Raw genomic sequence first — 24503 nt, 5'->3', positions numbered from 1 at the left:
ATTACGCTTCAGCTACCGGGGGGCGATAAGGCGCGTTGTCCGCCGCCACCAGCTCCCCCAGGCCTTTCCGAAGGAACCACGATGACGTTTCCGCCCGCAGACCCCTGGCCGTCCGCCCAGAACTGGGGTTCACCGCAGCCGACGCCCGGCCAGCCCTGGGCACCCGGCGGCGGTTACGCGGCTCCGCCACCTCCGCCGGCGCCGCCGCGCCGCAGCCGCTCGCGCCTGATCATCACGGTTCTCGCAGTGGTGTTCGTGGTCGTGATGCTGGTCGTCGCGTTGGTGTTGTGGTTGCTCGGCGGCTCCGACGAGGAGCGGATCGTCAAAGAGTCCGCGCTGGCCGGCGTCCTGCTGACAAAGGACGAGGCGGGAACCGTTCTGGGGACCGGCCCGCTGGAACCCGACGCCGATTACGGCGGAACCGTCGAAAGCACGTGGGACACCAGCGAGCCAGACCCGTGCAACTTTGTTCTTGCCGCCGAGCGCGAGCATGCGGGCAGCGGATCGACAGCAGTGCGCAGGCAGAACCTCAGGACGACAGATGCCGACGCTGACAAGGGTCAGGATTTCAGTCTCACGCAGGCGGTCGTCGCGTTTCCCGATGCCGATGCCGCGAAGCAGTTCGTCGACACCACCAAGGGCAAGTGGCAGCAGTGCGTCGGCAAGACGTTCCAGGTGACCATGACGTCCGACAACCCGCCGACCACCGACAACTGGCGCAACGGCGACGTCTCGGAGAGCGACGGCGTCCTAATGTGGTCGATCACCAAGCTCGGTTCCGACGCAGGCGGCTGGACGTGCCATGACGGACTCTCCGCGCGGGACAATGTCGTGGTCGAGATCGGCCTCTGCGACGACAAATCAGATCCGCAATTCATCGGGCAACTCGTCTCGAAGATCGGCCAGAAGATCGACAAGGTCGCGCAGACCCAGCGGTCATCACACCGTCACTTCCACTGGTTCCACCACACCAGGCGGCACTGAGCCTCGGCCCGGTCAGGCCAATCGGTCGACGATGTCCTTGGCTTCCTTGAGGCCAAGGCCCGTCTCGTCCCGCAGCAGCTTGATGGCTGCGATCTTCTTGCCCTGCAAGGCCAATTGGCGCACCATCGGGCTCGCCATCAGCTCACCGGGCTGACCGGGAGTCGGCATGGGTCGGCCCGCGGCCGCAGCCGCCCGCTCCAGGTACGCGACCCGCCGTTCCAGGTCCTCGATGCGGCGCCGCAGATCGTCGTCGGAGCTTCCGAACAATGCCATCGGGCAAGTGTGGCATGGGATATGGGTGCCGCGAGTTGTCGGTCGCCGGTGGCATAATAGAACATGTGTTCGATTCCCTCGCTGACGCGGACCTGATCGACGGGTTGAGCGATGCGGGGCGCGCGGAGGCCGCGGCCATCGCCCGACGCCTGGCCCTGATCGGGGAATTGGATGCCCGCCGGGAACGCGAACTGGCCGAAACCATCTTCTGGCGCACCGATCCGTTCGAAGAGGTCGCCGCCGAGGTGTCGGCGGCCTTGGCGATCAGCCGGGCTCGCGCCGGCGGGCAGATCCGCGATGCCCGGGTGTTGCGCGACAAACTGCCCCTGGTGGCGGCTGTGTTCGCCGCCGGGGCCATCGATTACCGGGTGGTGCGCACCATCATTACCCGCACCGCCACCGTCGACGCGGGCGTGTTCGCCGAGTTGGATGCCGCGCTGGCCCGCCACGCCCCCAAGTGGATGCGCCTGTCGGACCAGAAACTGCAGGACCGCGTCGATCTGTGGGTGGCCAAATACGACCCCGACGGCGTGCGGGTACCGCCCAGCGTCGAGGAATCCCGCCAGATCACCGTGGAGCCGACCACCCCCGGCGAAGCCGTGGTGTGGGGCACGGTCAGCGCCGCCGACGGCGCCTCCTTCGATCAACGCCTCGACGCGTTGGCGGCCACGGTGTGCGCCAACGACCCCCGCACCCACCAACAACGCCGCTCCGACGCCCTGGGGCCGTTGTCGCGGCTGGAATCACAGTTGCCGTGCCGCTGCGGCACCCCGGACTGCCCCGCCGCGGCCACCCGCGCTGCCGCCGACGCCGCCGTCGTACATGTCCTGGCGGACCAAGCCACCGTCGACGGCACCTCCGACACCCCGGGATACCTGCCCGGCTTCGGGATCCAACCCGCCCAAACCGTACGAGAATTGGCCGCCGCCGGGCGCACCACACCGGTGACGGTGCCCACCGAAACACCCGGGTACCGCCCGTCGGCGGCGTTGCGCGACTTCATCCGGTGGCGTGATCTGACCTGCCGCTGGCCCGGCTGCGAGGCCCCCGCGCTGGCCACCGACATCGATCACACCGTGCCCTACCCGTACGGGGCGACCCACCCGTCGAACCTGAAGCTGTACTGCCGCCACCATCACTTGGTCAAAACGTTCTGCCCCGGCTGGTCTGATCGTCAATTGCCCGATGGCACCGTGCTACTCACCGCCCCCACCGGGCACATCTACCGCACCGAACCCCACGGCGCGGCCCTGTTCCCCGCCCTGGCCCACCCCACCGGGGACATCACCACGGCCACCCCGGCCGAGCCCAGCGCCTATCGGGCATTGATGATGCCCAAACGCACCCACACCCGCGACCACGACCGCCGCGACCGCATCACCGCCGAACGCCGCCACCGCGCCGCCCTCAACACCGAACAACAACGCCAACACCAAGCCTGGCTCGCCACCAACTACCAACCGCCACCCTTCTAAAAGCGCAGGACCCACAGCACGTCAGCCGCCGAACCGGCCGGCGTACTCCCCGGGCGTCCAGCCCAGCATGGCGCGGAAATCGTTGCTGAAATGCGCCTGGTCATACCAGCCGAGCCGGACCGCGAGATCGGCGAAGTCGATTCCGGGCGTGCTCTCGATCTCCAGCGCCGCCTGCTGCAGGCGATAGCGGCACAGCACCCACTTGGCGGGCACGCCGACGTACCGCCGGAACACTCGCTGCGTCGTGCGGGTGCTCCACGGGGCGTGGGCCATCACCTGTTCCACGCGGTGCAGCGTCGTATCTTCGCGCATCCGTGCCAGTAGCGGCGTCAGCGCTCGGTAGGCCGCGTCGGGCTCGCCGGCAAAGGCTCCGACAGCGGCATCCAGCGCAGCGCCCGCGGAGGCCACATCGTCGTCGAGAACTATTGGCGCCCCGAACAATTCGTCGTCCACCGGAACTACTCTGCCCGTCAAGTCAGCGGCGTCCCTGCCGAACCGCGCGGTGAACCCGCCAGGGTGGAATCGGGCGCCCACCACGCCGCCGCGCCCACTGATCGTGGTGCGGAAGACCTGCGGCACCACGCCGTGCACCAGGGTATTGGGCAACGAAACCCCATGGCGGGCATCGTCGTCGCCCCATTCTCGGGTGATATGCATGGCCGGAAATGTGATCACGGTGCTCTCGAACGGTCCCTCGGCACGGCGGTCCCAGCTCACCGACCAGAAATGTTCGACGAACCGCGCGGCATCCGGCGACGGCGCCCAGCGGTGCAGATCGAACACCGAGCCGGTGCCCGCCCGGCCGACAACGCCGCGCACCGGCGCGTTCGGTTCTGGCGCGTTTCTCCAAGCACCCATCGAACCCAGGCTACGAAACTGGACGACATGACTGTGAAACCGATTCCCGACGGGTATACGAGCCTTACCCCGTTCCTGTGCCTGGACGGCGCCGCGGACGCCATCGATTTCTACGTATCGGTGTTCGGCGCCACGCTGGTGAGCAGGATGGACGGACCCGACGGCACCGTCGCGCATGCCGAACTGGACTTCGGCAACGGGCGGCTGCAACTGGGAGACCCGCAGGACGCGTATCAACTCGCCGCGCCCGACAAGAACGGGTACGCCACCGGTTCGATCGCGTTCTACTGCCCCGACGCCGACGCGGTGACCGAACGCGCCGTGGCGGCCGGGGCCATCGTCCGCGAGCCCATCCAGACGTTCGTCACCGGCGACCGATTCGCGTCGATCATCGACCCGTTCGGTCAACGCTGGAGCGTGATGACCCGCGTCGAGGACATCTCACCGGAGGAACAGGAACGCCGTCTCAATGATTGGGCGGCCGCCAACAGCTGAGGCCTGCTACACCCAGTCGGCCACCAGCGTCCGTTTGACCTCGAAGCGCCGCAGCTTGCCTGACGACGTGCGGGGCAGCGCACCGGGTTTGACGAACACGACATCGGCAGGCACCACGCCGCAACCGGAGGCCACCTGCTGGATCACCCGAGTGCGCGCACCCGCCTCGTCGGGGCCGCGGAACTCCGCCGCGATCACCAGGCTGGGACGGATCGAGCCTTCCCCGACCCCGACGGCGACCACGGCTCCCTCCCGCACACCGGGCACCTGGGCCGCGACCTGCTCGACCTCGGCGGGGAACACGTTGCGGCCGGCCACGGTGATGATCTCCTTGGCCCGGCCGCACACCACCAGGCCACCGTCGACGAAGTATCCCAGATCGCCTGTGCGGAACCATTCCTCGGCACCGAGCGGTTCGCCGCCGAGATAACCCGACATCATCGACGTGCCCCGGATGACGACCTCCCCGACCTCGCGATCGGTCACTTCCACCGCGGCGGCTTCGTGGGGCTCGATGCGTACTTCCATGCCGGCGATGGGCCCGCCCAGCACCACGTGCCGACGCGGCGAGGTCCCGGCGTCGGTGCGAAACACGGTCTCGTCCACCAGCATTCCAACTCCTGGGGCGGGAACGGTTACCGCACAGGTGGATTCAGCCAGGCCATACGACGGCGCCAACGCATCGGCAGAGAATCCGAACCGGGCCATCTCGACCGCGAACCGCTCGGTCAGCTCACAGTCGACGGGTTCGCCGCCGTTGAGGGCGAAGCGAAGTGCGGAAAGGTGGATGCCGGTGACCCGGCGGGCGAACTTGCCGATCATGCCGTAGGCCATGTTCGGCGCAGCAGTACAGGTGGCCCGGCTCTCGGTCAGCCAATTCAGCCAGCGGAACGGCGACGACTGGAACGCCGAGGTCGGCGCCTGCCACACCTCGACGCCGGCGACCGCGCCCGACATCAGAAAACTCAGACCCATGTCGTGATAGAGCGGCAGCCACGAGCATCCCACGGTATCCGCGGTGACACCGGTCCGCTCGTTGATGCCGGTCAGGTTGGCCAGCATGGCCGCGGGCGAAATCTGCACGGTACGTGGCAAACCGGTCGAGCCCGCGGTGCCCTGCAGGACAGCGACCGGTGCGAGTGCCTCCGGCGCGACGAAGGATGTGGACCGCCGGGCATGTGACACACCGGCGAGATCGACGAGCTGCGGGGTGTCGGCGACGCCGGTCAAGCGGTCCAGATAGCTGCCCTGGCTCAGGACGCGTTGCACGCCGATGCCGCGGAACCGAGTCAACGTGTTGTGCGCCCACTGGGCGGCTTCGGCGCCGCGAACCGGTCCCGGCAAGATCGACACCGCCGTCCCGGCCAGGATCGAGCCGATGATCGCTGACACCAGCTCCGCGGTGGGTTCACCGACCAACCCGACGCGGGTGACACCGTCGTCGAGCAGCCGCTCGGCCGTGTTCTCGGCGCGAGCGAGAATCTCGGGCCACGGGTAACGCGTCCACTCGCCATCCTCGAGCAGCACCAGATTCGCGGCGCTAGTTCCGAGTCGGACCGTCAAAGTCGCAGCCAAAGGATTCATCGGGCAACCTCCACGCGAGCCACACAGTCATTGCTGAGCCTCCGATGCCGTGCATATTTGACGTCGCCGCAGGCCATATGGTGAAGGTACTCGCTCTTTGCCGAAAAGTGGCCTGCCCGATGGACGGTGAACCAGACGCTTTCGGCTGCCCTTTCGGTCGCGGATAACGTGGCGGTATGTCATGCGTGTTCTGTGCCATCGTCGCCGGTGAGGCCCCGGCCATCCGGATCTACGAAGACGACGACTACCTCGGCATCCTCGACATCCGGCCGTTCACGCGCGGCCACACCCTGGTGATCCCGAAAAAGCACACCGTCGACCTGACCGACACGCCACCGGAGACCCTCGCGGGAATGGCCGTCGTCGGGCAGCGCATCGCCCGGGCTGCGCGTGAATCCGGGCTCCACGCCGACGGCACCAACATCGCCATCAACGACGGCAAAGCGGCCTTCCAGAGCGTGTTCCACATCCACCTGCACGTGGTGCCGCGGCACGACGGCGACAAATTGTCGTTCGCCAAGGGCATGCTGCTGCGCCGGGACCCCGATCGCCAGGGGTCGGCCCGGCTGCTGCGTGCGGCGTTGGCGCAACTCGACGAATCTGCGCAGGATTGAGCCCATGAGCATGCCATGGTGGGAGCGCTACATCGGTCTGCCGATGCTGACGCTGCACGACAAGGTCTACAAGGCCACCGACGGCCGGATCGGGCACCAGATCCCGGGCGGTCCGAAAGCGCTGATCATCCACACCGTCGGCGCCAAAACCGGGCTACCGCGCGCGAATTCGCTGACCTACGCCAAAGACGGCGCCGACTACCTCGTGGTGGCGTCCAAGGGCGGCGACCCGACGGCACCCGGTTGGTACCACAACCTCAAGGCCAACCCGCAGGTCGAGATCAACGTCGGCCCCAAGCGGTTCGGCGTGACGGCCAAGCCGGTGCTGCCCGGTGACCCCGACTACCCGCGGTTGTGGGAGATCGTCAACAACATGCCGGGCAACAAGGACCGCTACAAGGCGTATCAGAAGCGCACGACGCGGCCCATACCCGTCGTCGTGCTGTCGCCTTAGAACAACTCCTTGGCGAGCAGTTCCAGGGTGGTGTCGCGGGCCGTCGCCGTGGCCGGATCGGCGCCCCGACGCGCCGAGGCAACCGGGTTGATCATGACCTCGTCGACGCCGAACTCCTCGGCCAGCGCCCGTACCTGATCGGCTGCCTCGGTCGGCGACCCCACGATCGCGCGGCGCAGGCCCGAGGCCACCACGGCCTGGGCCTGCGGCGTCATCGTCGTCGCCTCGGCATCCTCGACCAGATCCAGCGGGCCCAGCGGCTGTCCCGTGCGCAGCCGCCCCATCATCTGCAACTGGGGCAGCAGCAAAGCCTTTGCCTCATCGGTGGTTTCGGCAACCACTGCATTGACGGTCAAGAACGTCAGCGGTTCGGCCACGAGTTCGCTGGGCTGGAATTCCTCGCGGTAGATCTCGAGAGCCTCCGCGGTGCCCTGACCGGAGAAGTGATGGGCGAACACATACGGCAGCCCCTTGGCAGCAGCCAGGTGCGCGGAGTACATCGAGGACCCCAGCAGCCACATCCGCGGTTGGCTGGCCGCGGCAGGCGTCGCCTTCAGGACGTAGTTCTCGCGCAGCAGGTCCCGCGGCAACGGCACCCGCACCCCTCGGGTCCCCATGAGCGCCATCACGTCGTCGAGGTACTGCGGGAATGCCTCGATGTCGCGATCATCGCGGCCGGCGGCTCCGCGCAGGGCCAGCGACGTCACGGGATCGGAGCCGGGCGCGCGGCCGATGCCGAGGTCGATGCGACCGGGATGCGCGGCCTCAAGGAGCGCGAACTGTTCGGCCACGGCCAGCGGCGCGTGGTTGGGCAGCATCACGCCGCCCGAGCCCACGCGCAGCTGAGACGTGTGGGCCGCCAGATGCGCGATCAGCACCGGCGGGCTGGTGGCCGCCACCGCGGCCATGTTGTGGTGTTCGGCGACCCAGTAGCGCGTGTATCCGAGCCGGTCGGCGGTCTGCGCGAGGTGCGTCGTGGCGGTCAGGGCATCGGCAGTGGTCTGATCGGTGCGCACCGGGACGAGGTCGAGGACAGAAAGCCGCATGACAGCGTCAACGTCACAGCCGGCCGGGTTCGTTCCCGCCAGCAGCCCCGGACGCCATGCGGCGCGCAGTGACGAAGATGTCGTCGAGCATCGCCGCGGTGAGCCTGCCGGTGAAGGTGTTCTGCTGGCTCGGGTGGAAGCAGCCCAGCAGCGTCACCTCGCCGAAGGCGCCGGTCAGCGTGGCGGTGACGCCGTGGCCGAACTTGGGCGCCGGGCGCTGTGACGACCCGATCATGTCCAGCGCCGAACGCCAGGCGAAGCCGCCGAGCGCGACGATCACTCGCACACTGTTCCCGACCAGTCGCCATTCGGCGTCCAGCCAGGGCGCACAGGTGGCGCGCTCGGCCGGGGTCGGGGCGTTGCCGGGTGGGGCGCACCGGACTGCGGCAGCCATCCGGGTGTCGATCAACCGCAGGCCGTCGGCGGCGTCGACGCTGTGCTCCTGGTTGGCCAGCCCCACCCGGTGCAGTGCGGCGAACAGGAAGTCCCCGGACCGGTCGCCGGTGAAGACGCGGCCCGTCCGGTTGGCGCCGTGCGCGGCTGGCGCCAGCCCGACGATCAGGATGCGCGGATGCTCTGCCCCCAGCCCGGTCGCGGGCCGGCCCCAGTACGGCTGATCGGCGAAGGACTTTCGTTTGACCACGGCGACCTCTTCGCGCCAGACCACCAGGCGTGGACAGGCTCGGCACACCGAAACGCGTGCGTCGAGTTCGGCGACGGTGTCGGCGCCGGCGGCCAGTCGCCGCACCCGCGGTGCGGTCTTGGCCACCGGCGTGTCAGGGCCGGCGGGATCGCCGGGCCAGCCCGCGCCGGGCGGCACCGGGGAGTCGAACAGGTCGCCGGTCCGGGGATGAGGCAGTTGAGCCCGCTGCACCCGTCCACTGTGCCCCACGATGTTAGATTCGCCGCGATAGCCATGACCGAGACCAAGCGCGGCCCACTGCTGTTGATCCTGTTCGCCGCCTTGATGGCGGGCGCAGGCAACGGCATCTCGATGGTGGCGTTTCCCTGGCTGGTGTTGCAGCGCAACGGATCTGCGCTGGACGCCGCGATCGTCGCGATGGCCGCGACACTGCCCCTGCTGGCCGCGACGCTGATCGCGGGGGCAGCCGTGGACTACCTCGGCCGCCGCCGCGTGTCGATGCTCTCCGATGTGCTCTCGGGGCTCTCGGTCGCGACGGTGCCGGTGCTGGCGTTGGTGTTCGGCGTGCAGGCGATCAACGTCGTGGTGCTGGCCGTGCTGGCGGCGTTCGGGGCGTTTTTCGACCCGGCCGGCATGACCGCGCGCCAGACCATGCTGCCCGAGGCCGCCGAACAGGCCGGCTGGAGCCTGGACCACGCCAACAGTGTCTACGAGGCCGCGTTCAACCTGGCCTACATCGTCGGCCCCGGCATCGGCGGCCTGCTCATCGCCGCGATCGGCGGCATCAACACCATGTGGGTGACCGCCGCGACATTCGCCTGCTCGCTGGCAGCCATCGCGGTACTGCGGCTGGAGGGCGCGGGCGCACCCGATCGGGAGGCGCTGCCGGACGGAGTGTGGTCCGGCATCGTCGAAGGCCTGCGATTCGTCTGGCACACACCGGTGCTGCGCACCCTGGCGATCATCGACCTGGTCGCCACCGGGTTGTACATGCCGATGGAGAGCGTGCTGTTCCCCAAGTACTTCACCGACCGCAATGAGCCCGCCGAGCTGGGCTGGGTGTTGATGGCCATGAGCATCGGCGGGTTGGTGGGCGCCCTCGGGTACGCCGTGGTGTCGAAATACCTGAGTCGACGCGCCACCATGCTCACCGCCGTGATCACCCTCGGCGTGGCGATGACGGTGGTCGCATTCCTGCCGCCCCTGCCGCTGATCCTGACGATGTGCGCGATCGTGGGCCTGGTCTACGGGCCGATCGCGCCGATCGCCAACTACGTCATGCAGACGCGCGCGCCGGCGCAGCTGCGCGGCCGCGTGGTCGGCGTGATGGGTTCACTGGCCTACGCCGCGGGTCCGTTGGGCCTGGTGGTCGCCGGTCCGATGGCCGATAGAGCGGGACTGCACGCCACGTTCCTGGCGCTGGCTCTGCCGATGCTGCTGCTCGGCGTGGTCGCGATCTTCCTGCCTGCCCTGCGGCAGTTGGATCGCTCGTAGGATCGCCATGTGCTGCCCGAACTGATCTCCGCCCTTCCCGCAGGAGTCGTCGTCACCGACCCGGACATCCTGGCTTCCTACCGGCAGGATCGCGCCGCCGATCCAGAGGCGGGCACTCCCCTGGCCGTGGTGCGACCGACCCGCACCGAGGAGGTCCAGCAGGTGCTGCGGTGGGCCAGCGAGCACAAGGTGGCGGTGGTACCCCGCGGGGCGGGCACCGGCCTGTCGGGCGGGGCGACCGCTCTGGACGGCGGCATCGTCCTGTCGACCGAGAAAATGCGCGAGATCACCGTCGACACGGTCACCCGCACCGCGGTCGTGCAACCGGGCCTGCTCAACGCCGAGGTGAAGAAAGCCGTTGCCGCGCATGGGCTCTGGTATCCGCCTGACCCGTCGTCGTTCGAGATCTGCAGCATCGGCGGCAATGTCGCCACCAACGCGGGCGGGTTGTGCTGCGTCAAGTACGGCGTCACCACCGATTACGTGCTGGGCCTGCAGGTCGTCCTGGCCGACGGCACCGCGGTGCGCCTCGGTGGCCCGCGCTTGAAAGACGTTGCGGGCCTGAGCCTGACGAAGTTGTTCGTCGGCAGCGAGGGCACGCTCGGGGTGGTCACCGAAGTGACGCTGCGCCTGCTGCCGCCGCAGCACTCGCCGTGCACCGTGGTGGCCACATTCGACTCGGTCGAGGCCGCGGCGGCCTCGGTCGTGAAGATCACCGGCAAGATCCGGCCGTCCATGCTGGAGTTCATGGATTCCGCGGCCATCAACGCCGTCGAGGACAAACTGAAGATGGGCCTGGACCGCACCGCGGCGGCCATGATGGTGGCCGCCTCCGACGACCGGGGCGCCGCGGGCGCCGACGACGTCGCGTTCATGGCCGAGGTGTTCACCGAATGCGGTGCCACCGAGGTGTTTTCGACGTCCGATCCCGACGAGGGCGAGGCGTTCGTGGCGGCCCGACGCTTCGCGATCCCGGCCGTGGAAGCCAAGGGCTCACTGCTGTTGGAGGACGTCGGGGTGCCGCTGCCCGCGCTGGCCGAACTGGTCGGCGGCGTCGCGAAGATCGCCGAGCAGCGCGATCTGCTGATCTCGGTGATCGCGCACGCCGGTGACGGCAATACCCATCCGCTGATCGTGTTCGACCCGGCCGACCCTGACATGACGCGGCGCGCCGAGCTGGCGTTCGGCGAGATCATGGACCTGGCAGTCGGTTTGGGTGGCACCATCACCGGCGAACACGGTGTGGGCCGGCTCAAGCGGCCGTGGCTGGCGGGTCAGATCGGCCCCGACGCGATGGCCCTCAACCACCGCATCAAGCAGGCTCTGGACCCGGACAACATCCTCAATCCGGGTGCCGCCATCTAGATCTCAGGCCATCCCGAACGACGTCAGCAGCTGGTTGGTGCGGAATGCGATCAGCGCGGCGAAGATCAGCAACGCACCGATCGAGACTCCGGCCTGGATCGCATTGCGGTGCGCACGCGGGGCGTAGACGAATGCCGCGGCCACCGCGGCGCCGGTGACCAGACCACCGACGTGACCCTGCCAGCTGATGGCACCGGTTCCCAGGGCCGGCCCGGCGAACGTGAACACCAGGTTGATGACGATGACCGCGGCGACCCAGCGCACATCGAGACGGAGCCGCCGGGCCACCACGAAGATCGCGCCGAACAGGCCGAAGATCGCACCCGACGCTCCCGCTGTCGCGGATTGCAGTGGCGACAGCAGATATACGAGCACCGAACCGCCCAAACCGCTCAGCGCGTAGAGCACTCCGAAACGGAGTCGTCCCAGCCATGCTTCCAGTGGCGGCCCGACCACGTAGAGCGCCCACATGTTGAACAACAAGTGCGTCAGGCCGTAGTGCAGGAAGGCCGAGGTGACCAGCCGGTAGTACTGGTCGTGGATCGCCACGCCCGGCGACCACAGGGTCAGTTCGCCCTCAAGGTTCTTCGACGTCATCTGCAGCACGAACATCAGCACGTTGACCGCGATGAGTCCGTAGGTGAGCACAGGAGTGCCGTTGCTCAGCTTCCCGCCGAACTGGGTGCGTGGTGCCCGCACGGATTTGGCGCCCTCGTTGACGCATTCCACGCATTGATGACCGACGGCCGCCGAGCGCATGCACTCCGGGCAGATGTAGCGCTGGCAACGCGTGCACCGCACGTAGGTCTGGCGGTCGGGATGCCGGTAACACGTCGGCGTCGCGGCAGGTGACTGCGGCGTGTTGGGAATGCTCACGGCGCCGAGCCTAGTCGGCGGCGGCAAACGTCGAGCCATCCGCACTGCCCGGCCAGGGGCACTGAGAAATCTCACTCGGGGTACGGTGGCCGGGAATTCGTCACCGACCTAGCAGTCACAATCGACTAGCAGCGAAACCGGCCGCCTCGTCGACCATCCCGGTCTGGACGTAGGCAGTGTGCGCGCCCCAGTCCTGGCCGTCCGAGCAGATCAAATCGTTGGGCACGCAGACGTCGATGGTCTTACCGGTATACGCGGGGCCGATGGTGGGCAGCGGGCCATGCATGAGCGTGGCCGCGTAGGCGCTCCTTAGGTTGCCGAACAGCACCACTGCGGCAACGTGATCGGCGATCTGTGGGGGCATCCCCGTGGTGGCCAAGCTGATGACGCCTGCCCCTTGCGAGTAGCCGCCCAGCACAATCCGGGTTTTGGGGCAGGTCGCGGCGATGGATTGAATATGACCGCTCGCATCGGTGGATCCGTTGGGCATCCCGGTGTCGAAATCCCAGGTGGCTGGGTAGTCGACGGCATAGGCCTCGACTGAGCGTGCGCCCACTTGCGAGGCGAGCGAATCGACGAAGGCCTGCCCTACTTCGCCGAGCCCCGGTTGTGTTGTGCCACGGGCGAATACCACCTCGATATCTGGGCATGCGGCCGCGGAGGCGGGTGGCGCGGGAATGACGACCGCCGGCAGTGCGCACGCCGCCGCGACCACTGCCATGCAGATGTAGCTCCTCAACAGGCCCCCATTCGCCAGTACGTCGCCGAGCGCGATTGGCCACTCGAGTCGTTTATGGCTACAGTGTATCCACAGGCGATTCGAGGCGATCCTATGGACACGGTAGAGAGATCAGCAGCACGGTGGCACCGATGCGGCGAGTCACGTTTCCCCGCCCGTTGACGAGAAGGGCAAAGCATGATGTCCACACAACCCGCACCGGACCCCGCGCGAGACCGCGCTGGGGACTCCGGGCCTAGACCGGTCAAGATCTCCGCTGCAGCGGCCCGCGTAGCCGCCACCGCCCCACCGGGCCGAATCCCCGTGCCGATCAACCGACTTACGGCACCTCTCATCCGAGCAGTAAGCCATTGGCGCTCTCGCCACCAGATACGAACTGCGCTCGCGAACTTCGAAGGTGACATCGTCAAGGACAGTGTCGCCGGAGTGCGAGTCACCCGCATCACACCCCACACCACCGCAACGGCCGAATTCAGCGGCGCACCCGCGAAAGAGCCTGGCAAGCCCTTCATCGTCTACGTCCATGGAGGCGCATTCCCCGTCGGCGGTCCGGTCGACCCCATCGTGCTCGCCCTGGCCGCCGGCACTGGGCTCCCCGCCGTATCCGTGCAATACGACCTCATCCCGGAGCAGCGTTATCCCGTCGCCCTAGACCAAGTGACAGCAGTGTGGCGTGCGCTCACCTCGAGGTGGTCAGGATCCGCCGTGCTCGTGGCGCAATCCGCCGGGGGGAACCTTGCCCTGGCGCTTCTGAGCAGGATCGTGTCCGGTCTTCCCGGCGACGCTGGCCTCGTACACCCGGCCGGTGTCGTCCTCTTCTCGCCTTGGTCCGACTTGATGCCACCGGGTTCAAGGGAGTCCAGCCGCATGGTCAACGAGGGCCTCGACGCGCTCATTCGTTGGAATGGAATGCTTGATCGAGCGGCCTCGCTCTATGCCGGCGCCGAGTCGACATCCACGCCGGCGGTTTCCCCCATCAACGGTCGCTTCCAGGGGCTCCGCGCGCCCGTCCTGCTCACGCCCGCCTCCCTGGACCTGTTCGCGCCCGATTGCGAGCGCCTGGCCGAGGTTCTTCGCCGCGACGGGGTGACGGTCACGCTGGACTCCACCCCCGGGCTGTGGCACGTCTACCAAACCGAGCCCGAATTGCCCGAAACCGCGGCGTCACTCGACCTCGCCACGAGGTTCATCACCGATGCGCTTGGGCGACCTCAGCAACGCTGAGCGACGTCAGCAACGCTGCGCGGCCAGCCGCCCCGACGCCCCACGTCACCGGTGAGTTCGCGGCTTGACAGTCCGACGTGAGCGCCTACGCGATCATGACCGCTTCGATGGCGCTGATGCCACGATGTGCGGCGTCATGGATTGGGCAGCGGCGCCTGTTGTTTCGGCGATGTTGTGGATGGCGATGTGGCCGATGTAGCCGTCCGGCCGGATCAGCAACAACGTGTCTCGGGACAACCCGTAGATCTCGGCGAATTGTCCGGTGGGGTCGGTGTCGACGATGACGCGGTTGAGTCGCGCACCGGCGGCTGGCCAGTCGAGTCTCGCCAACGCGTCGGCGGCATGCGCGCCGTATGCAATGGCGGTGAAGTGAGGTCCGCGGTAGGCGTCGAACAGCCGCACGCCGTTGCCGTCCGCGTCGACGACATCAGCATTTGGCGCACGATCGCCGACGCGCAGCGTCTCGGTGCGGTCGGCGACCAGCGGCGCCAGTGGCCCGCCGTGATAAGACAGGCCGAGTTGCTTCTCGTCCTTGCCGCGCCGAATGCTGGAGGGGTCGAACTTGCCGATGCCTTCGTATTTCTTGGTGGATAGCCCGAGCACACCGGCTGCGACGGGCCGGCGCTCCTGTTCATAGGTGTCGAGGAGCCGATCGTCTGCTCCTGCAAGGACTTGACCGAGTTTCCAGCCCAGGTTGTAGGCGTCGCCGATCCCGGTGTTGAGGCCCTGGGCGCCGGCGGGGGTGTGAACGTGGGCGGCGTCACCGGCCAGCAGTACACGGCCGCGGCGGTAGTTCTGAGCCAGCCGAATGTTGGGTCGAAACACCGACTGCCACTGGATGTCTCGCAGCACGAGGCGCTTGTTGTGGGTATGGGCTTGGATGCGCGCGTTGATCTTGGGCAGGTCTTCCGGCGGTTGTTCGTTCGGTGAAAGTCGGATCATCCACTGGAATGTGTCGCTATGCGGCAGCGGGCAAGCGCCCACGAAGCGTCCTTTGAGTCCGGGCCACACGTGCCAGTACTTGCGAGACAGTCCACCAGAGACGGCTGCGTCGACGATGAGGATGCGATCGGCCTCGTCGGTGGAGCCGCTGAACTCGACGCCGAGGACCTTGCGGACCCGGCTGGCGCCGCCGTCGGCGCCGACAAGGTATCGCGCGGAGATGTCCTCGGCACCATCGGTGGTCGTGACGCGTGCGGTGACATGTGTGCCGTGGTCGGTGAAATCCAGCAGCTCAGTGCTGAAATCGACGCGTCCCCCGAGGGATTCGAACTGAGCATGCAGCGCGCGGTCGGTACGGTGCTGCGGGATGAGCCAGGTGTCGGGGTATGGGACATCGGGACCACGCTTTCCCTTGGCCATCATCGTGAAAGGGATGGTGATCGGGCCGAGATGGATTCCCATCGGTGGGTAGAGGGCACCTTGGTCGAGGATGTCGGGCAACGCGCCCAGATCGTCGAGAACCTCGAGGGTGCGGGGCTGGATGCCTTTGGCGCGGGAACCGTCGAAGGCATGTGGCGCCTTGTCCACGAGACGTACCGCCACACCGCGGCGTAAGAGGTCGATCGCAAGCGCGGTACCGGCGGGCCCCGCGCCGACGATCAAGACGTCTGTGATGATGCTTGGTGTTGTCATTGGTCAAGCCGATCTGTGGAAGGTGTCGTAGAAAGTCGCGAGTTGGTCGGCGACAACACGAGGACGTTCAAACGGAGCCATGTGGCCGCAGTCATCGATGACGTGGCATTGGCTGGGCTGAAGCAGTTCACGGACCCGACCCAGGCTGCCGATCGGGGTGACGTGATCGTCGCGGCCCCAGATCAGGTGCGTGGGCAGGCGAAGCGTGCCGGTGTGCCGGTAGAGTTCGGCGCGATCGAACAGCGGAAAGTGTTGCAGCGTCTCGAAAAATGCGTAGATCGAACCTTCGTATCGTGAGGCCTCACCGATCATCTCCGCCAGTGCGGCGGCATGGTCGGCGTCTGCCACATTGTGTCCCAGATGCCGTTCGAGGATGCGCCGCCCAAACCGCTTGGCGATCACGCCGGCCGCGATGTCGTTGCCCAGCAACAGTTTCGGCGCAACGGGTTGACGGCTCAGCCCGGCAGGGCCCACCAGCGCCAGAGTGGCCGCGCTGCCGACGTGTTGACCTACATACGCCATGGCGATCAGCGCACCCATCGACGTCCCCACCACGTGGTAGGAGGCGGGTAGGTCGAGGTGCTCGACGAGCTCGCGGAGTTGACGGACGAACAGCGTCTCGTCATAGCGGGCGATGACACGGTCGGAGTAGCCGCGCCCGTAGCCGCTGTAGGCCAGTGTGCGCAGTCCGCGGGCATGTAACTCCGCAGCCAATGCGTCCCAGTAGAACAACGGAATGGCCAGCCCGCCGGCCAGCACGACGACATCGCCGCCGTCAGGCCCAGCCAACTCGTAATGCGTTACACCATCGCTCAATTCAATGTAACTACCGCGAAGACGACCCCGCGTGGCGGCGTCCAGTCGGCGGTCTTCTCCGGCTGCGACGAAGTACTTCATCGGGCGTTCCTTGCCGGGCGGGAGTGTAGAAACTCGGTGATCGCGTCGGCCACCCAAGCCGGGTCCTCCTCGGGCAGCAGATGTCCGCCGTCGGGATGGACCTTCTCGGCACTTCCGACGATGTCGCGGGCGAAGTGTTGGCCATCCATGTCGGCACTGCGCAGCACCAGCGTAGGCACGTCGATATGGGGAATCTCACCGCTGCGGTCGGGCTGGTCGGTGGTCAGAAAATCCACGAACGCCGACCGGTTGCCGGCCCGGTTCCACAACCGGTGCGCGCGATCCACCATCGCGGCGTCGACAATGTCCGAGTTCGGCCCGACGGCCTGGCGCAGGCTGCGCTCGACAGCGCGCCGGGGCATGAACCACCGCAGCAGTCGCCCGACTACCGGGTTGCGCGCCAATGCCATTGCGGCGGGCGGTTCCTTGTCCGGATAGCCCGTCGCGTTGATCAATACCAAACCGGTCAGCTGCAGGTGCTCGGGATGGTCGAGGGCAAGATTCCAGGCAATGTTGCCGCCCAACGAATTCCCCACCAAGGCGCATCGCTCGACGCCGATGACGTCCAAGAACCTGGCGAGCGTCGCCGCGTAGGTGACGACGCGGTAGTCGCGATCGGGGCGCGGCCCCGTTACGCCGAAACCAGGTAGGTCCAAGCGAATCACGTCGAAGGACACCCATAGTCGTTGGGCGACGGCCTCCACCCCGTACAGCGAGGACGCGCTGCCGTGCAGGAGCACCACCGTCGGACCCTCCCCCGACCGTCGGTAATGGATCCGCATCCCGTCGACTGCGGCGAAGCGCGAGTCCGGGTGAACATCGATATCGCGAACAGACATAATGGATACAGTGTCGCCATAATTATGTTGGGTGTCAAGGGTCAGTGATACTGAGTCGGTGACCCCGACTTCGAAAGCGGCGCAGCAGTCGACCCCACGGTCGCGAGGACGCCCTGCCGTCCCAGTGGAGCGCATCGTCGCCGCAGCCACCGCGATGGTCGACGAGGACGGCGCCGAGGCGTTGTCCATGCGGGCACTGGCCCAGCGCCTGGATTCGGGCACTGCCACCCTCTACCGGCATTTCAAGTCGCGTGCGCAACTGACCGCCCATGTCATCGACGCCGTGCTCGGTGCGGCCGATATCGATGTGGCCGCGGTACGCGAAATGCCGTGGCAGCAGTCCGTGGAAACGGTCGCACGCACGATGTTCGAAGTCTTCCGTTCGCACCCGCACGTTCCGCGGTTGCTAGCCGGGCGAATCCCGATGGGACCCAATGCAATGCGGCAGCGCGAAGTGATGCTGGCGGTGTTGCTGGATGCAGGGTTCGGTTCTGAGCTGGCCGCACAGGCCTACGCGACAGTGGCGCGTTACGTCCTTGGATTCGCCATCCAACTCGGCGAGCACGCGACCGACGACGACGCCGAGCTCCCCGAAACCTGGCGCGCCCAGGATCCACAGTCCTATCCCGCCACCGTCGCCGTGGCCGACCACCTGCCGGTCGGCCTGGACCGCGAGTTCAGCCTCGGGTTGGATTTGATCCTCAACGGCCTGACACAGCTGCTCGACGACGCATGACGGACCGATAGCCGTCCCGACTCCGACATGGCGACGGCGGTCGGCCGAAGCGGTGGCTGACATCGACGCGCGAGAACGAAATGCTCCATGAGGGCAACCTGGCCACCGCGCCATGGTTGATGTCCCGACATTTAATGGATACGATGTATCCACAAATAAATGCGTCGAGCCGGATTCGCCTGCGGCACCGAATCACCGCCATGAACGCCCGCGCCCTCAAACCGACTGCCGCACAAGAACCGGAGTGTCATGCATACCGCATTCATCGTTGCGTCCATCGTGTTGGCGCTGGAGATGGCCGCGAGCGGAGTACCAAAGGTTCTACAAATTGGCGCCGTTCGCACCAGTGCCGAGCATCTTGGCGTGAGTGTTGCCCTGGATCGGATGATAGGAATCTCCCAGATCGCCGCCGCCGTGGGCCTCTTGCTCGGAATCGCTTTCCCAACGCTATCGGTCGTGACCGGTGTTGCAGTGTGCCTCCAAATGTGCGGCGCTGTCGGCTACCACATCAAGGCACAAGACAAGATCGTGGCAATGCTCCCGGCCGTCGCGACCGCCGCGGTCGCCGTCGTCATAGTGTTGGCGGCCGTACCCGCGATCCGGTAAATCCCCTAACAATTGAGACTTCATGGTGAAGTTCCAGCGCCTGGGGCATGGAGGCACGTTCACCGGAAACCCTTGGTCGGCCACGAACAGTCGAATGCCGACAACAACACCAAAGTTGCCGGGATCGAACAGCTATTGACACAGACTCACAGTCTGTCGTAGGAATGAGACATGACAGCTTCTCTGTCTCAACGGTCTGAGTCCCCGGTGCGCTTCGAACTCGCCAATGCCGACACCTGGGCGAGCCCATGGGCGATGTATGCCGCACTGCGCGAACACGATCCAGTCCACCACGTGGTGCCCGTCGATCGTCCCGATCAGGACTACTACGTGCTGTCCCGGCACGCCGACATCTGGGCGGCCGCACGCGATCACGAGACCTTCTCGTCGGCCCAGGGCCTGACCGTCACCTATGGCGACATGGAGATGATCGGGCTGGCCGCGAACCCGCCGTTCGTCATGCAGGACCCGCCCGTGCACACCGAGTTCCGCAAGCTGGTCTCCCGCGGCTTCACCCCGCGCCAGGTCGAGGCCGTCGAACCAAAGGTGCGGGAGTTCGTCGTATCCCGGTTGGACCGACTGCGCGCCAACGGCGGCGGCGACATCGTCACCGATTTGTTCAAACCGCTGCCGTCGATGGTCGTCGCGCATTACCTCGGTGTGCCCGAAGCCGACCGGGCTCGATTCGACGGCTGGACCGAAGCGATCGTCGCCGCCAACACATCACCCGACGGGATCGCAGGCGCGCTGGGCAGCGCCACCGATGCCGTCACGGCGATGGCCGGTTACTTCGCCGAGCTGATCGAACGCCGCCGAGCCGAGCCGGCCGACGACACCATCTCGCATCTGGTGGCGGCGGGGGTGGGCGCTGACGGGGACATCTCGGGAGTGCTGTCGATCCTGGCGTTCACCTTCACCATGGTCACCGGCGGTAACGACACGACCACCGGAATGCTCGGTGGCGCAGTGCAATTGCTGCAGCAGCGGCCCGATCAGCGGCGGCTGTTGGTAGAAGATCCGACGCTGATTCCCGAGGCGGTCGACGAGTTCCTGCGGCTGACGTCGCCGGTGCAGGGCCTGGCCCGCACCACGACCCGCGACGTCACCATCGGTGACACCACCATTCCCGCGGGCCGCAGGACCCTGCTGCTGTACGGGTCGGGCAACCGCGACGAGCGCGAATTCGGGCCTGACGCAGCCGAACTCGACGTCCGTCGCAACCCCCGTAATATCCTGACGTTCAGCCACGGCGCACATTTCTGCCTGGGGGCGGCCGCCGCCCGGATGCAATCGCGGGTGGCATTGACCGAATTGCTGTCGCGCTGCCCGGATTTCGAGGTAGACCTTGACGCCGTGGTGTGGGCAGGAGGCAGCTATGTGCGGCGCCCTCTGTCGGTGCCGTTCCGGGCCGGCGCGTGATGGCCGGCGACTGGCTGGCCGCGCGCCGCTCCGAGGTGGCGGCCGACCGGATCCTCGACGCCGCCGACGAGCTGTTCACGCAGCAGGACGCCGCGACCGTGGGGATGCACGAAATCGCCACGGCCGCAGGCTGTTCCCGCGCGACGCTGTACCGCTATTTCGAGAACCGCGAGGCGCTGTACACGGCGTACGTGCACCGGGAGGCGCGTCGGCTCTACGAAGAACTGACCCGACAGGTCGCCGGGGTGAGCGACCCGACGCAACGGCTGATCGAAGGCGTCGTGACCGGGCTGCGGGCTGTGCGCGACAGTCCGGCGTTGTCATCGTGGTTCGCCACGGCCTCGCCGCCCATCGGCGGTGAGATGGCCGAGCACTCCGAGGTGATCCGGGCTCTGGTCGAGGCGTTCGTGCGGTCGCTGGGCAGTGGTGGCGAGGGGATCGAGCGTCGCGCCCGCTGGCTGGTCCGCGTCATGGTGTCACTACTGGTCTTCCCCGGCCTCGACGAAGCCGACGAGCGGGCCATGCTGGCGGAATTCGTGGCACCCCTGGTGGTGCCGGCGCACCAACCGGCGGACTGAATCAGGCCGCCCAGTACGCCTGCGCCTTGATGTTCCTGCGCGGGATGCGGTACTGCTCGCGGAACACCCGGGCCACCTCGCGCGTCGTGCGGTTGTTGCACGCCACCCAGCCGAAGTGATCGGCCGCGTCGAACGCACACGAGCTGACGGCCTGCAGCAGGCCGTCGCCGTCGCGGTCCACCCATGTGACGTCGGCCGCTCCGGTGATCGGCAGCTCCGGATCGTCATCGTGGCCGGCTTCGAGAAACACTCGGGCAGGGGCGTCGCCGATCGCGTCGAGCAGGGAGTTGATGGCAGGCAGCGACGCGGCGTCACCGACGATGACGTAGCCGGCCGGCTGCGGTTCCGGGAGGGCGAAGTTGCTGCCCAGCACCGTCACCTCGAGGATGTCGCCAGGGCCCGCTCCTGCGGCCCATCGGGTCGCCACCCCGTCGTGCATCGCGAAGTCGATGTCGACGGTGCCCGCCTCGGGGTCCGGGTTGACCAGCGTGTAGCCGCGCTGATGCGCCTTGCCGCCGTCGGGAAACCACCCGCGGACCCACATTGTGGGGTGCAGTCGCTGCTCGGCGAGCAGCCGCTCGGCGGTGAAATGCAACCGCAGGTAGTTCGACGTCAACTCGGTACGGCCGACGACCTTCAGCTCGTAGTCGCCACCGCGGCACAGCCGCACCAGTGCGCCTTCCAGTCCGCGCGATGCCTGCTTACCGGTTGAATCCATAAGGTAAGCATAACCTAATTTCTGACGCGGGTGAATCGGTGCAAGAGCCAGGCCGCCGGGACGGTGAACACCATCGTGGCGACGAACAGGTTGATCATCGATCCCGTGTACACCGGATGCTCCAGCACCTCGACCATGACCAGTTCCATGATGATCAGATGGATCAGGAAGATCTCGTAGGAGATCTCCCCGAGAAACACCATCGGCCGGCTGGCCAGGAGCCGCACGTACCAGCCCCGGTCCCCCAACGCCGGCGGAGCCACCATGAGCGCCGCGATCACCGCGTAGAACACGGTCTTGGCCAGCGCCTCACCCAGCCCGGCCGGCGATGTCGTCGGCGCCCCGCCGAGCGGCGTCGACACGATGAAGTAACTGACCGCCGCCACCGGCAGGCACGCCATGGCGTAAGCGCGGACCTTCAGCTGCATCAACACCGTCAGCACCATGCCCGCGACGAACCACGCCAGGTACGTCGGCAGCCACAACCGCGCGCCATCGGGCAGCCCCGTCGTGCGGTGCACGATGGTCAGCCAGACCGGCGACACCGCGGCCAGCACCACCAGACCGGCCAGCAGCAGGCCCGGCCGCCACCGGCGCCGGCACAGCACCACCAGCAGCAGGTAGGCCAGCAGCGGCAGCACCACATAGAACGCGGCCTCGACGGCGAGGCTCCACATCTGCGTCAAGCCCTGATGCAGGAACGCGAACAAGTAGTTGTCGGTGTAGATCTGGGTCAGCGTGAGGTTGCGGAACAATCCGTACCAGGTGTGCCCGGGATTCGGCCCGGCCGTGCGGAAGTGGTAGAGCACGTAGGCGATGAGCACCGTGACCACGTACGCGGGCATGATGCGTCGCACCCGATGCCAGGCGTAGCGACGCACGGACGGCCACTCACCGTCGGTTGCGGCCGCTTTCACCCACGGCCGGAACAGCAGAAACCCACTCAGCACGAAGAAGATCGGCACCCCGATCTCGGCCCGCGAGTACACCAGGCCCAGGTAGCCCTGCCCATACTTGCCCGTGGTGTACGCCGCGTGGGTGAGCACCACCAGCGTCGCGGCGACGGCCCGGATACCGGTCAGCGAGGCCACGCGGTCGGTGGTGGAAACGGATTCCAGCCCACCCTGGTCGGGTAGCCCTTTGACGCCCTTGGACAGCGTCACTTGGCCTTCCGGTGGGGTTTGGATGCACCGCCTTGGTGGTCGCGGTCCCGGCGCTGGGGACGGTCCGGCTGAAGATCGATCAGCACGCCTTGAATACGGGTGTTCTCAAGGGCTTTGAACACACTGCGGGGCAGCTTCGCGGGCAGTTCGACGAGCGAATGATCGACCCGGATCGAGATGTGGCCGAAGTCGCTGCGGTGCAGCCCACCCTCGTTCGCGATGGCGCCGACAATGGCCCCGGGCGCGACCTTGTGCCGCTTGCCCACCGCGATGCGGTAGGTCGCCAGGTCGCTGCGGGTCTCATGCCGTTTGCGTGGCGGCCCGTCGTCACGCGCCGGCCGCTCGGCACGCTCCCGGCGTTTTTCCGGTGGCGGCTCGACCATCAGGAACGCCTCGCCGTCGCGCGATTGCAGCGCCAGCGCCGCGGCGATGTCGGCCAGCGGCACGTCGTTGTCGCGCTCGTAGTCCTCGATCAGCCGGCGGAACAGCTCGATCCCGGGCGCACTGAGTGCGTCGGTGATGGAATCGCGGAACTTCGCGACCCGCTGCGCGTTGACGTCGTCGACGCTGGGCAGCTCGGATTCGACCAGTTTGGACCGGGTGTGCTTCTCGATCGACTTGAGCAGATGGCGTTCGCGCGGCGTCACGAACAGCAGCGCCGCGCCCGAACGCCCGGCCCGCCCGGTGCGGCCGATCCGGTGCACATAGGACTCGACGTCGTGCGGGATGTCGTAGTTGACGACGTGGCTGATGCGCTCCACGTCCAGCCCGCGGGCGGCGACGTCCGTCGCGATCAGGATGTCGAGCTTGCCGTCCTTGAGCGCCGCGATGGTGCGTTCCCGCTGAGCCTGCGCGATGTCGCCGTTGATGGCGGCCGCCGAGAAACCACGCGCCTTGAGCCGCTCGGCGACCTCCTCGGTGGCCTGCTTGGTGCGGACGAACACGATCATCGCGTCGAACGGTTCGACCTCGAGCACGCGGGTGAGCGCATCGAGCTTGCGCGGGCCTGCCACCTGGATGAAGCGCTGCGAGATGTTCTCGGCCGTGGCGGTTTTCGCCTTGACCGTGACCTCGACCGGATCATGCAGGTACTTGCTGGTGATCTTGCGGATGGCCGGGGGCATGGTCGCCGAGAACAACGCGACCTGCTTGTACTCGGGGGTGTCGGCGAGGATGCGTTCGACATCCTCGGCGAAGCCCATCTGCAGCATCTCGTCGGCCTCGTCGAGCACGAGGTAGTCGAGGCGGGACAGGTCCAGCCGGCCCTTCTCCAGGTGATCGATCACCCGGCCTGGCGTGCCCACCACCACCTGCGCGCCGCGCTTGAGCCCGGCGAGCTGCGGCCCGTAGGACGAGCCGCCGTAAATCGCGAGCACATTGATCTCGGGCAGATGCGCGCCGTAACGGCCGAACGCCTCGGCCACCTGCAGGGCGAGTTCGCGCGTCGGCGCCAGCACCAGGGCCTGGGTGGCCCTGCTCGACGTGTCGATCTTGGACAGGATCGGGATGGCGAAGGCAGCGGTCTTGCCCGTGCCCGTCTGCGCCAGGCCGACGACGTCGGAGCCGGCCAGCATCGGTGGAATAGTGGCGGCCTGGATCGCCGAGGGCGACTCGTAGCCGACGTCGGTGACGGCCTGCAGCACCGAGGGGTGAATCTGCAGGTCGGCAAACGTCGGCTCGGCGTCTCCGGTGTCCGAATCTGTCGAGGTCATCGGGACAGAGTCTAGTGCTAGTTGGCGGACAAGCCGCCGCGCCTGCCCGATCCGCCGCAACGATCAGGGTAGGTTG

25 protein-coding genes are annotated in these 24503 nt (G+C 67.2%); 12 read left to right on the top strand and 13 right to left on the bottom strand.

Going from position 1 to position 24503, the window contains the following annotated elements:
* The first annotated feature begins 81 nt into the window (after window positions 1-81).
* Window positions 82-984, top strand: a complete 903-nt coding sequence (locus RMCB_RS01525) for a sensor domain-containing protein (protein WP_062827348.1) — start codon at window positions 82-84, stop codon at window positions 982-984.
* A gap of 12 nt (window positions 985-996) precedes the next feature.
* On the opposite strand, the gene RMCB_RS01520 is transcribed toward RMCB_RS01525, so the two are convergent.
* Complete coding sequence (locus RMCB_RS01520) at window positions 997-1257, bottom strand: ribosomal protein L7/L12 (RefSeq protein WP_062827347.1); 261 nt, start codon at window positions 1255-1257, stop codon at window positions 997-999.
* 65 nt (window positions 1258-1322) lie between these two features.
* Between RMCB_RS01520 and RMCB_RS01515 the strand changes: the two genes are divergently transcribed.
* Window positions 1323-2732, top strand: coding sequence for an HNH endonuclease signature motif containing protein (locus tag RMCB_RS01515; RefSeq protein ID WP_062827346.1), 1410 nt, complete (start codon window positions 1323-1325; stop codon window positions 2730-2732).
* 21 nt (window positions 2733-2753) lie between these two features.
* Here the strand turns inward: RMCB_RS01515 and RMCB_RS01510 are convergent, their stop codons facing one another.
* Window positions 2754-3590: an AraC family transcriptional regulator gene (locus RMCB_RS01510; RefSeq protein WP_062827345.1), complete on the bottom strand. Its 837-nt coding sequence runs from the start codon at window positions 3588-3590 to the stop codon at window positions 2754-2756.
* 27 nt (window positions 3591-3617) lie between these two features.
* On the opposite strand from RMCB_RS01510, the gene RMCB_RS01505 reads away from it, so the two are divergent.
* Window positions 3618-4085 carry a VOC family protein gene (locus tag RMCB_RS01505; RefSeq protein WP_029366650.1) on the top strand — a complete coding sequence of 156 codons (468 nt, stop codon included), beginning with the start codon at window positions 3618-3620 and terminating at the stop codon, window positions 4083-4085.
* A 6-nt stretch (window positions 4086-4091) separates the two neighbouring features.
* Here RMCB_RS01505 and mbtM read toward each other — a convergent pair whose 3' ends face one another.
* Window positions 4092-5669 carry a long-chain-fatty acid--ACP ligase MbtM gene (mbtM, locus tag RMCB_RS01500; protein WP_062827344.1) on the bottom strand — a complete coding sequence of 526 codons (1578 nt, stop codon included), beginning with the start codon at window positions 5667-5669 and terminating at the stop codon, window positions 4092-4094.
* A 176-nt stretch (window positions 5670-5845) separates the two neighbouring features.
* On the opposite strand from mbtM, the gene RMCB_RS01495 reads away from it, so the two are divergent.
* Together RMCB_RS01495 and RMCB_RS01490 are read left to right on the top strand one after the other, a co-directional pair.
* Window positions 5846-6283 carry an HIT family protein gene (locus tag RMCB_RS01495; protein WP_062827343.1) on the top strand — a complete coding sequence of 146 codons (438 nt, stop codon included), beginning with the start codon at window positions 5846-5848 and terminating at the stop codon, window positions 6281-6283.
* Between the two features lie 10 nt (window positions 6284-6293).
* Window positions 6294-6737 carry a nitroreductase family deazaflavin-dependent oxidoreductase gene (locus RMCB_RS01490; RefSeq protein ID WP_062827413.1) on the top strand — a complete coding sequence of 148 codons (444 nt, stop codon included), beginning with the start codon at window positions 6294-6296 and terminating at the stop codon, window positions 6735-6737.
* Here the strand turns inward: RMCB_RS01490 and RMCB_RS01485 are convergent.
* The gene (locus RMCB_RS01485) at window positions 6734-7783 is read right to left on the bottom strand and encodes an LLM class flavin-dependent oxidoreductase (RefSeq protein ID WP_062827342.1); all 1050 of its coding nucleotides are present in this window, start codon (window positions 7781-7783) and stop codon (window positions 6734-6736) included. The genes RMCB_RS01490 and RMCB_RS01485 overlap by 4 nt on opposite strands.
* 13 nt (window positions 7784-7796) lie before the next feature.
* The gene (locus RMCB_RS01480; protein WP_062827341.1) at window positions 7797-8657 is read right to left on the bottom strand and encodes a uracil-DNA glycosylase; all 861 of its coding nucleotides are present in this window, start codon (window positions 8655-8657) and stop codon (window positions 7797-7799) included.
* Between the two features lie 42 nt (window positions 8658-8699).
* On the opposite strand from RMCB_RS01480, the gene RMCB_RS01475 reads away from it, so the two are divergent.
* Window positions 8700-9920, top strand: a complete 1221-nt coding sequence (locus RMCB_RS01475) for a multidrug efflux MFS transporter Tap (RefSeq protein ID WP_062827340.1) — start codon at window positions 8700-8702, stop codon at window positions 9918-9920.
* A gap of 9 nt (window positions 9921-9929) precedes the next feature.
* On the top strand, window positions 9930-11285 hold the full coding sequence (locus RMCB_RS01470) for an FAD-binding oxidoreductase (protein ID WP_062827339.1): 1356 nt from the start codon (window positions 9930-9932) through the stop codon (window positions 11283-11285).
* 3 nt (window positions 11286-11288) lie between these two features.
* Here the strand turns inward: RMCB_RS01470 and RMCB_RS01465 are convergent, their stop codons facing one another.
* Both RMCB_RS01465 and RMCB_RS01460 read right to left on the bottom strand, forming a co-directional pair.
* Window positions 11289-12161: a rhomboid family intramembrane serine protease gene (locus RMCB_RS01465; RefSeq protein ID WP_062827338.1), complete on the bottom strand. Its 873-nt coding sequence runs from the start codon at window positions 12159-12161 to the stop codon at window positions 11289-11291.
* 115 nt (window positions 12162-12276) lie between these two features.
* Complete coding sequence (locus tag RMCB_RS01460; protein ID WP_062827337.1) at window positions 12277-12882, bottom strand: cutinase family protein; 606 nt, start codon at window positions 12880-12882, stop codon at window positions 12277-12279.
* 321 nt (window positions 12883-13203) lie between these two features.
* Here RMCB_RS01460 and RMCB_RS01455 point away from each other — a divergent pair, with 321 nt between their 5' ends.
* On the top strand, window positions 13204-14124 hold the full coding sequence (locus tag RMCB_RS01455) for an alpha/beta hydrolase fold domain-containing protein (RefSeq protein WP_165606240.1): 921 nt from the start codon (window positions 13204-13206) through the stop codon (window positions 14122-14124).
* A gap of 93 nt (window positions 14125-14217) precedes the next feature.
* Here the strand turns inward: RMCB_RS01455 and RMCB_RS01450 are convergent, their stop codons facing one another.
* The 3 genes from RMCB_RS01450 to RMCB_RS01440 are packed head-to-tail and all read right to left on the bottom strand — an operon-like array spanning window position 14218 to window position 17495.
* A complete protein-coding gene (locus tag RMCB_RS01450) occupies window positions 14218-15759 on the bottom strand; it encodes an FAD-dependent monooxygenase (protein ID WP_062827335.1) in 1542 nt (513 codons plus the stop codon).
* A gap of 3 nt (window positions 15760-15762) precedes the next feature.
* Complete coding sequence (locus RMCB_RS01445; protein ID WP_062827334.1) at window positions 15763-16656, bottom strand: alpha/beta fold hydrolase; 894 nt, start codon at window positions 16654-16656, stop codon at window positions 15763-15765.
* Window positions 16653-17495: an alpha/beta fold hydrolase gene (locus RMCB_RS01440; protein WP_062827333.1), complete on the bottom strand. Its 843-nt coding sequence runs from the start codon at window positions 17493-17495 to the stop codon at window positions 16653-16655. Before RMCB_RS01440 ends, RMCB_RS01445 begins: the two co-directional genes overlap by 4 nt.
* Before the next feature lie 124 nt (window positions 17496-17619).
* On the opposite strand from RMCB_RS01440, the gene RMCB_RS01435 reads away from it, so the two are divergent.
* The 4 genes from RMCB_RS01435 to RMCB_RS01420 all read left to right on the top strand — a co-directional run bounded on the left by RMCB_RS01435 (window position 17620) and on the right by RMCB_RS01420 (window position 20834).
* On the top strand, window positions 17620-18231 hold the full coding sequence (locus tag RMCB_RS01435; RefSeq protein WP_201028212.1) for a TetR/AcrR family transcriptional regulator: 612 nt from the start codon (window positions 17620-17622) through the stop codon (window positions 18229-18231).
* 249 nt (window positions 18232-18480) lie between these two features.
* Window positions 18481-18837 (top strand): DoxX family protein, encoded by a 357-nt coding sequence (locus RMCB_RS01430; RefSeq protein WP_062827331.1) that lies wholly within the window; start codon window positions 18481-18483, stop codon window positions 18835-18837.
* A 171-nt stretch (window positions 18838-19008) separates the two neighbouring features.
* Window positions 19009-20256: a cytochrome P450 gene (locus tag RMCB_RS01425; protein ID WP_062827330.1), complete on the top strand. Its 1248-nt coding sequence runs from the start codon at window positions 19009-19011 to the stop codon at window positions 20254-20256.
* Complete coding sequence (locus RMCB_RS01420; protein ID WP_062827329.1) at window positions 20256-20834, top strand: TetR/AcrR family transcriptional regulator; 579 nt, start codon at window positions 20256-20258, stop codon at window positions 20832-20834. Before RMCB_RS01425 ends, RMCB_RS01420 begins: the two co-directional genes overlap by 1 nt.
* A gap of 1 nt (window position 20835) precedes the next feature.
* Here RMCB_RS01420 and RMCB_RS01415 read toward each other — a convergent pair whose 3' ends face one another.
* The 3 genes from RMCB_RS01415 to RMCB_RS01405 are packed head-to-tail and all read right to left on the bottom strand — an operon-like array spanning window position 20836 to window position 24427.
* Window positions 20836-21552 carry a siderophore-interacting protein gene (locus RMCB_RS01415; protein ID WP_062827328.1) on the bottom strand — a complete coding sequence of 239 codons (717 nt, stop codon included), beginning with the start codon at window positions 21550-21552 and terminating at the stop codon, window positions 20836-20838.
* Between the two features lie 14 nt (window positions 21553-21566).
* Window positions 21567-22715, bottom strand: coding sequence for an acyltransferase family protein (locus tag RMCB_RS01410; RefSeq protein ID WP_062827327.1), 1149 nt, complete (start codon window positions 22713-22715; stop codon window positions 21567-21569).
* The gene (locus RMCB_RS01405; RefSeq protein WP_029366631.1) at window positions 22712-24427 is read right to left on the bottom strand and encodes a DEAD/DEAH box helicase; all 1716 of its coding nucleotides are present in this window, start codon (window positions 24425-24427) and stop codon (window positions 22712-22714) included. The genes RMCB_RS01410 and RMCB_RS01405 overlap by 4 nt, the downstream gene beginning before the upstream one ends.
* Window positions 24428-24503: the final 76 nt, after the last annotated feature.

This window comes from Mycolicibacterium brisbanense (assembly GCF_001570425.1).
Classification (GTDB): Bacteria; Actinomycetota; Actinomycetes; order Mycobacteriales; family Mycobacteriaceae; genus Mycobacterium; species Mycobacterium brisbanense.
Note: the sequence above shows the minus strand (reverse complement) of the source record. Positions and strands in the feature narration are given on the sequence as shown.

What these genes read in the sequence shown, in the direction of transcription:
- RMCB_RS01525 (WP_062827348.1), top strand. Translation starts at nt 82, where the DNA reads ATGACGTTTCCGCCCGCAGACCCCTGGCCGTCCGCCCAGAACTGGGGT.
- RMCB_RS01520 (WP_062827347.1), bottom strand. Translation starts at nt 1,257, where the DNA reads ATGGCATTGTTCGGAAGCTCCGACGACGATCTGCGGCGCCGCATCGAG.
- RMCB_RS01510 (WP_062827345.1), bottom strand. Translation starts at nt 3,590, where the DNA reads ATGGGTGCTTGGAGAAACGCGCCAGAACCGAACGCGCCGGTGCGCGGC.
- RMCB_RS01505 (WP_029366650.1), top strand. Translation starts at nt 3,618, where the DNA reads ATGACTGTGAAACCGATTCCCGACGGGTATACGAGCCTTACCCCGTTC.
- mbtM (WP_062827344.1), bottom strand. Translation starts at nt 5,669, where the DNA reads ATGAATCCTTTGGCTGCGACTTTGACGGTCCGACTCGGAACTAGCGCC.
- RMCB_RS01495 (WP_062827343.1), top strand. Translation starts at nt 5,846, where the DNA reads ATGTCATGCGTGTTCTGTGCCATCGTCGCCGGTGAGGCCCCGGCCATC.
- RMCB_RS01490 (WP_062827413.1), top strand. Translation starts at nt 6,294, where the DNA reads ATGCCATGGTGGGAGCGCTACATCGGTCTGCCGATGCTGACGCTGCAC.
- RMCB_RS01485 (WP_062827342.1), bottom strand. Translation starts at nt 7,783, where the DNA reads ATGCGGCTTTCTGTCCTCGACCTCGTCCCGGTGCGCACCGATCAGACC.
- RMCB_RS01475 (WP_062827340.1), top strand. Translation starts at nt 8,700, where the DNA reads ATGACCGAGACCAAGCGCGGCCCACTGCTGTTGATCCTGTTCGCCGCC.
- RMCB_RS01460 (WP_062827337.1), bottom strand. Translation starts at nt 12,882, where the DNA reads ATGGCAGTGGTCGCGGCGGCGTGCGCACTGCCGGCGGTCGTCATTCCC.
- RMCB_RS01450 (WP_062827335.1), bottom strand. Translation starts at nt 15,759, where the DNA reads ATGACAACACCAAGCATCATCACAGACGTCTTGATCGTCGGCGCGGGG.
- RMCB_RS01445 (WP_062827334.1), bottom strand. Translation starts at nt 16,656, where the DNA reads ATGAAGTACTTCGTCGCAGCCGGAGAAGACCGCCGACTGGACGCCGCC.
- RMCB_RS01440 (WP_062827333.1), bottom strand. Translation starts at nt 17,495, where the DNA reads ATGTCTGTTCGCGATATCGATGTTCACCCGGACTCGCGCTTCGCCGCA.
- RMCB_RS01430 (WP_062827331.1), top strand. Translation starts at nt 18,481, where the DNA reads ATGCATACCGCATTCATCGTTGCGTCCATCGTGTTGGCGCTGGAGATG.
- RMCB_RS01425 (WP_062827330.1), top strand. Translation starts at nt 19,009, where the DNA reads ATGACAGCTTCTCTGTCTCAACGGTCTGAGTCCCCGGTGCGCTTCGAA.
- RMCB_RS01420 (WP_062827329.1), top strand. Translation starts at nt 20,256, where the DNA reads ATGGCCGGCGACTGGCTGGCCGCGCGCCGCTCCGAGGTGGCGGCCGAC.
- RMCB_RS01415 (WP_062827328.1), bottom strand. Translation starts at nt 21,552, where the DNA reads ATGGATTCAACCGGTAAGCAGGCATCGCGCGGACTGGAAGGCGCACTG.
- RMCB_RS01405 (WP_029366631.1), bottom strand. Translation starts at nt 24,427, where the DNA reads ATGACCTCGACAGATTCGGACACCGGAGACGCCGAGCCGACGTTTGCC.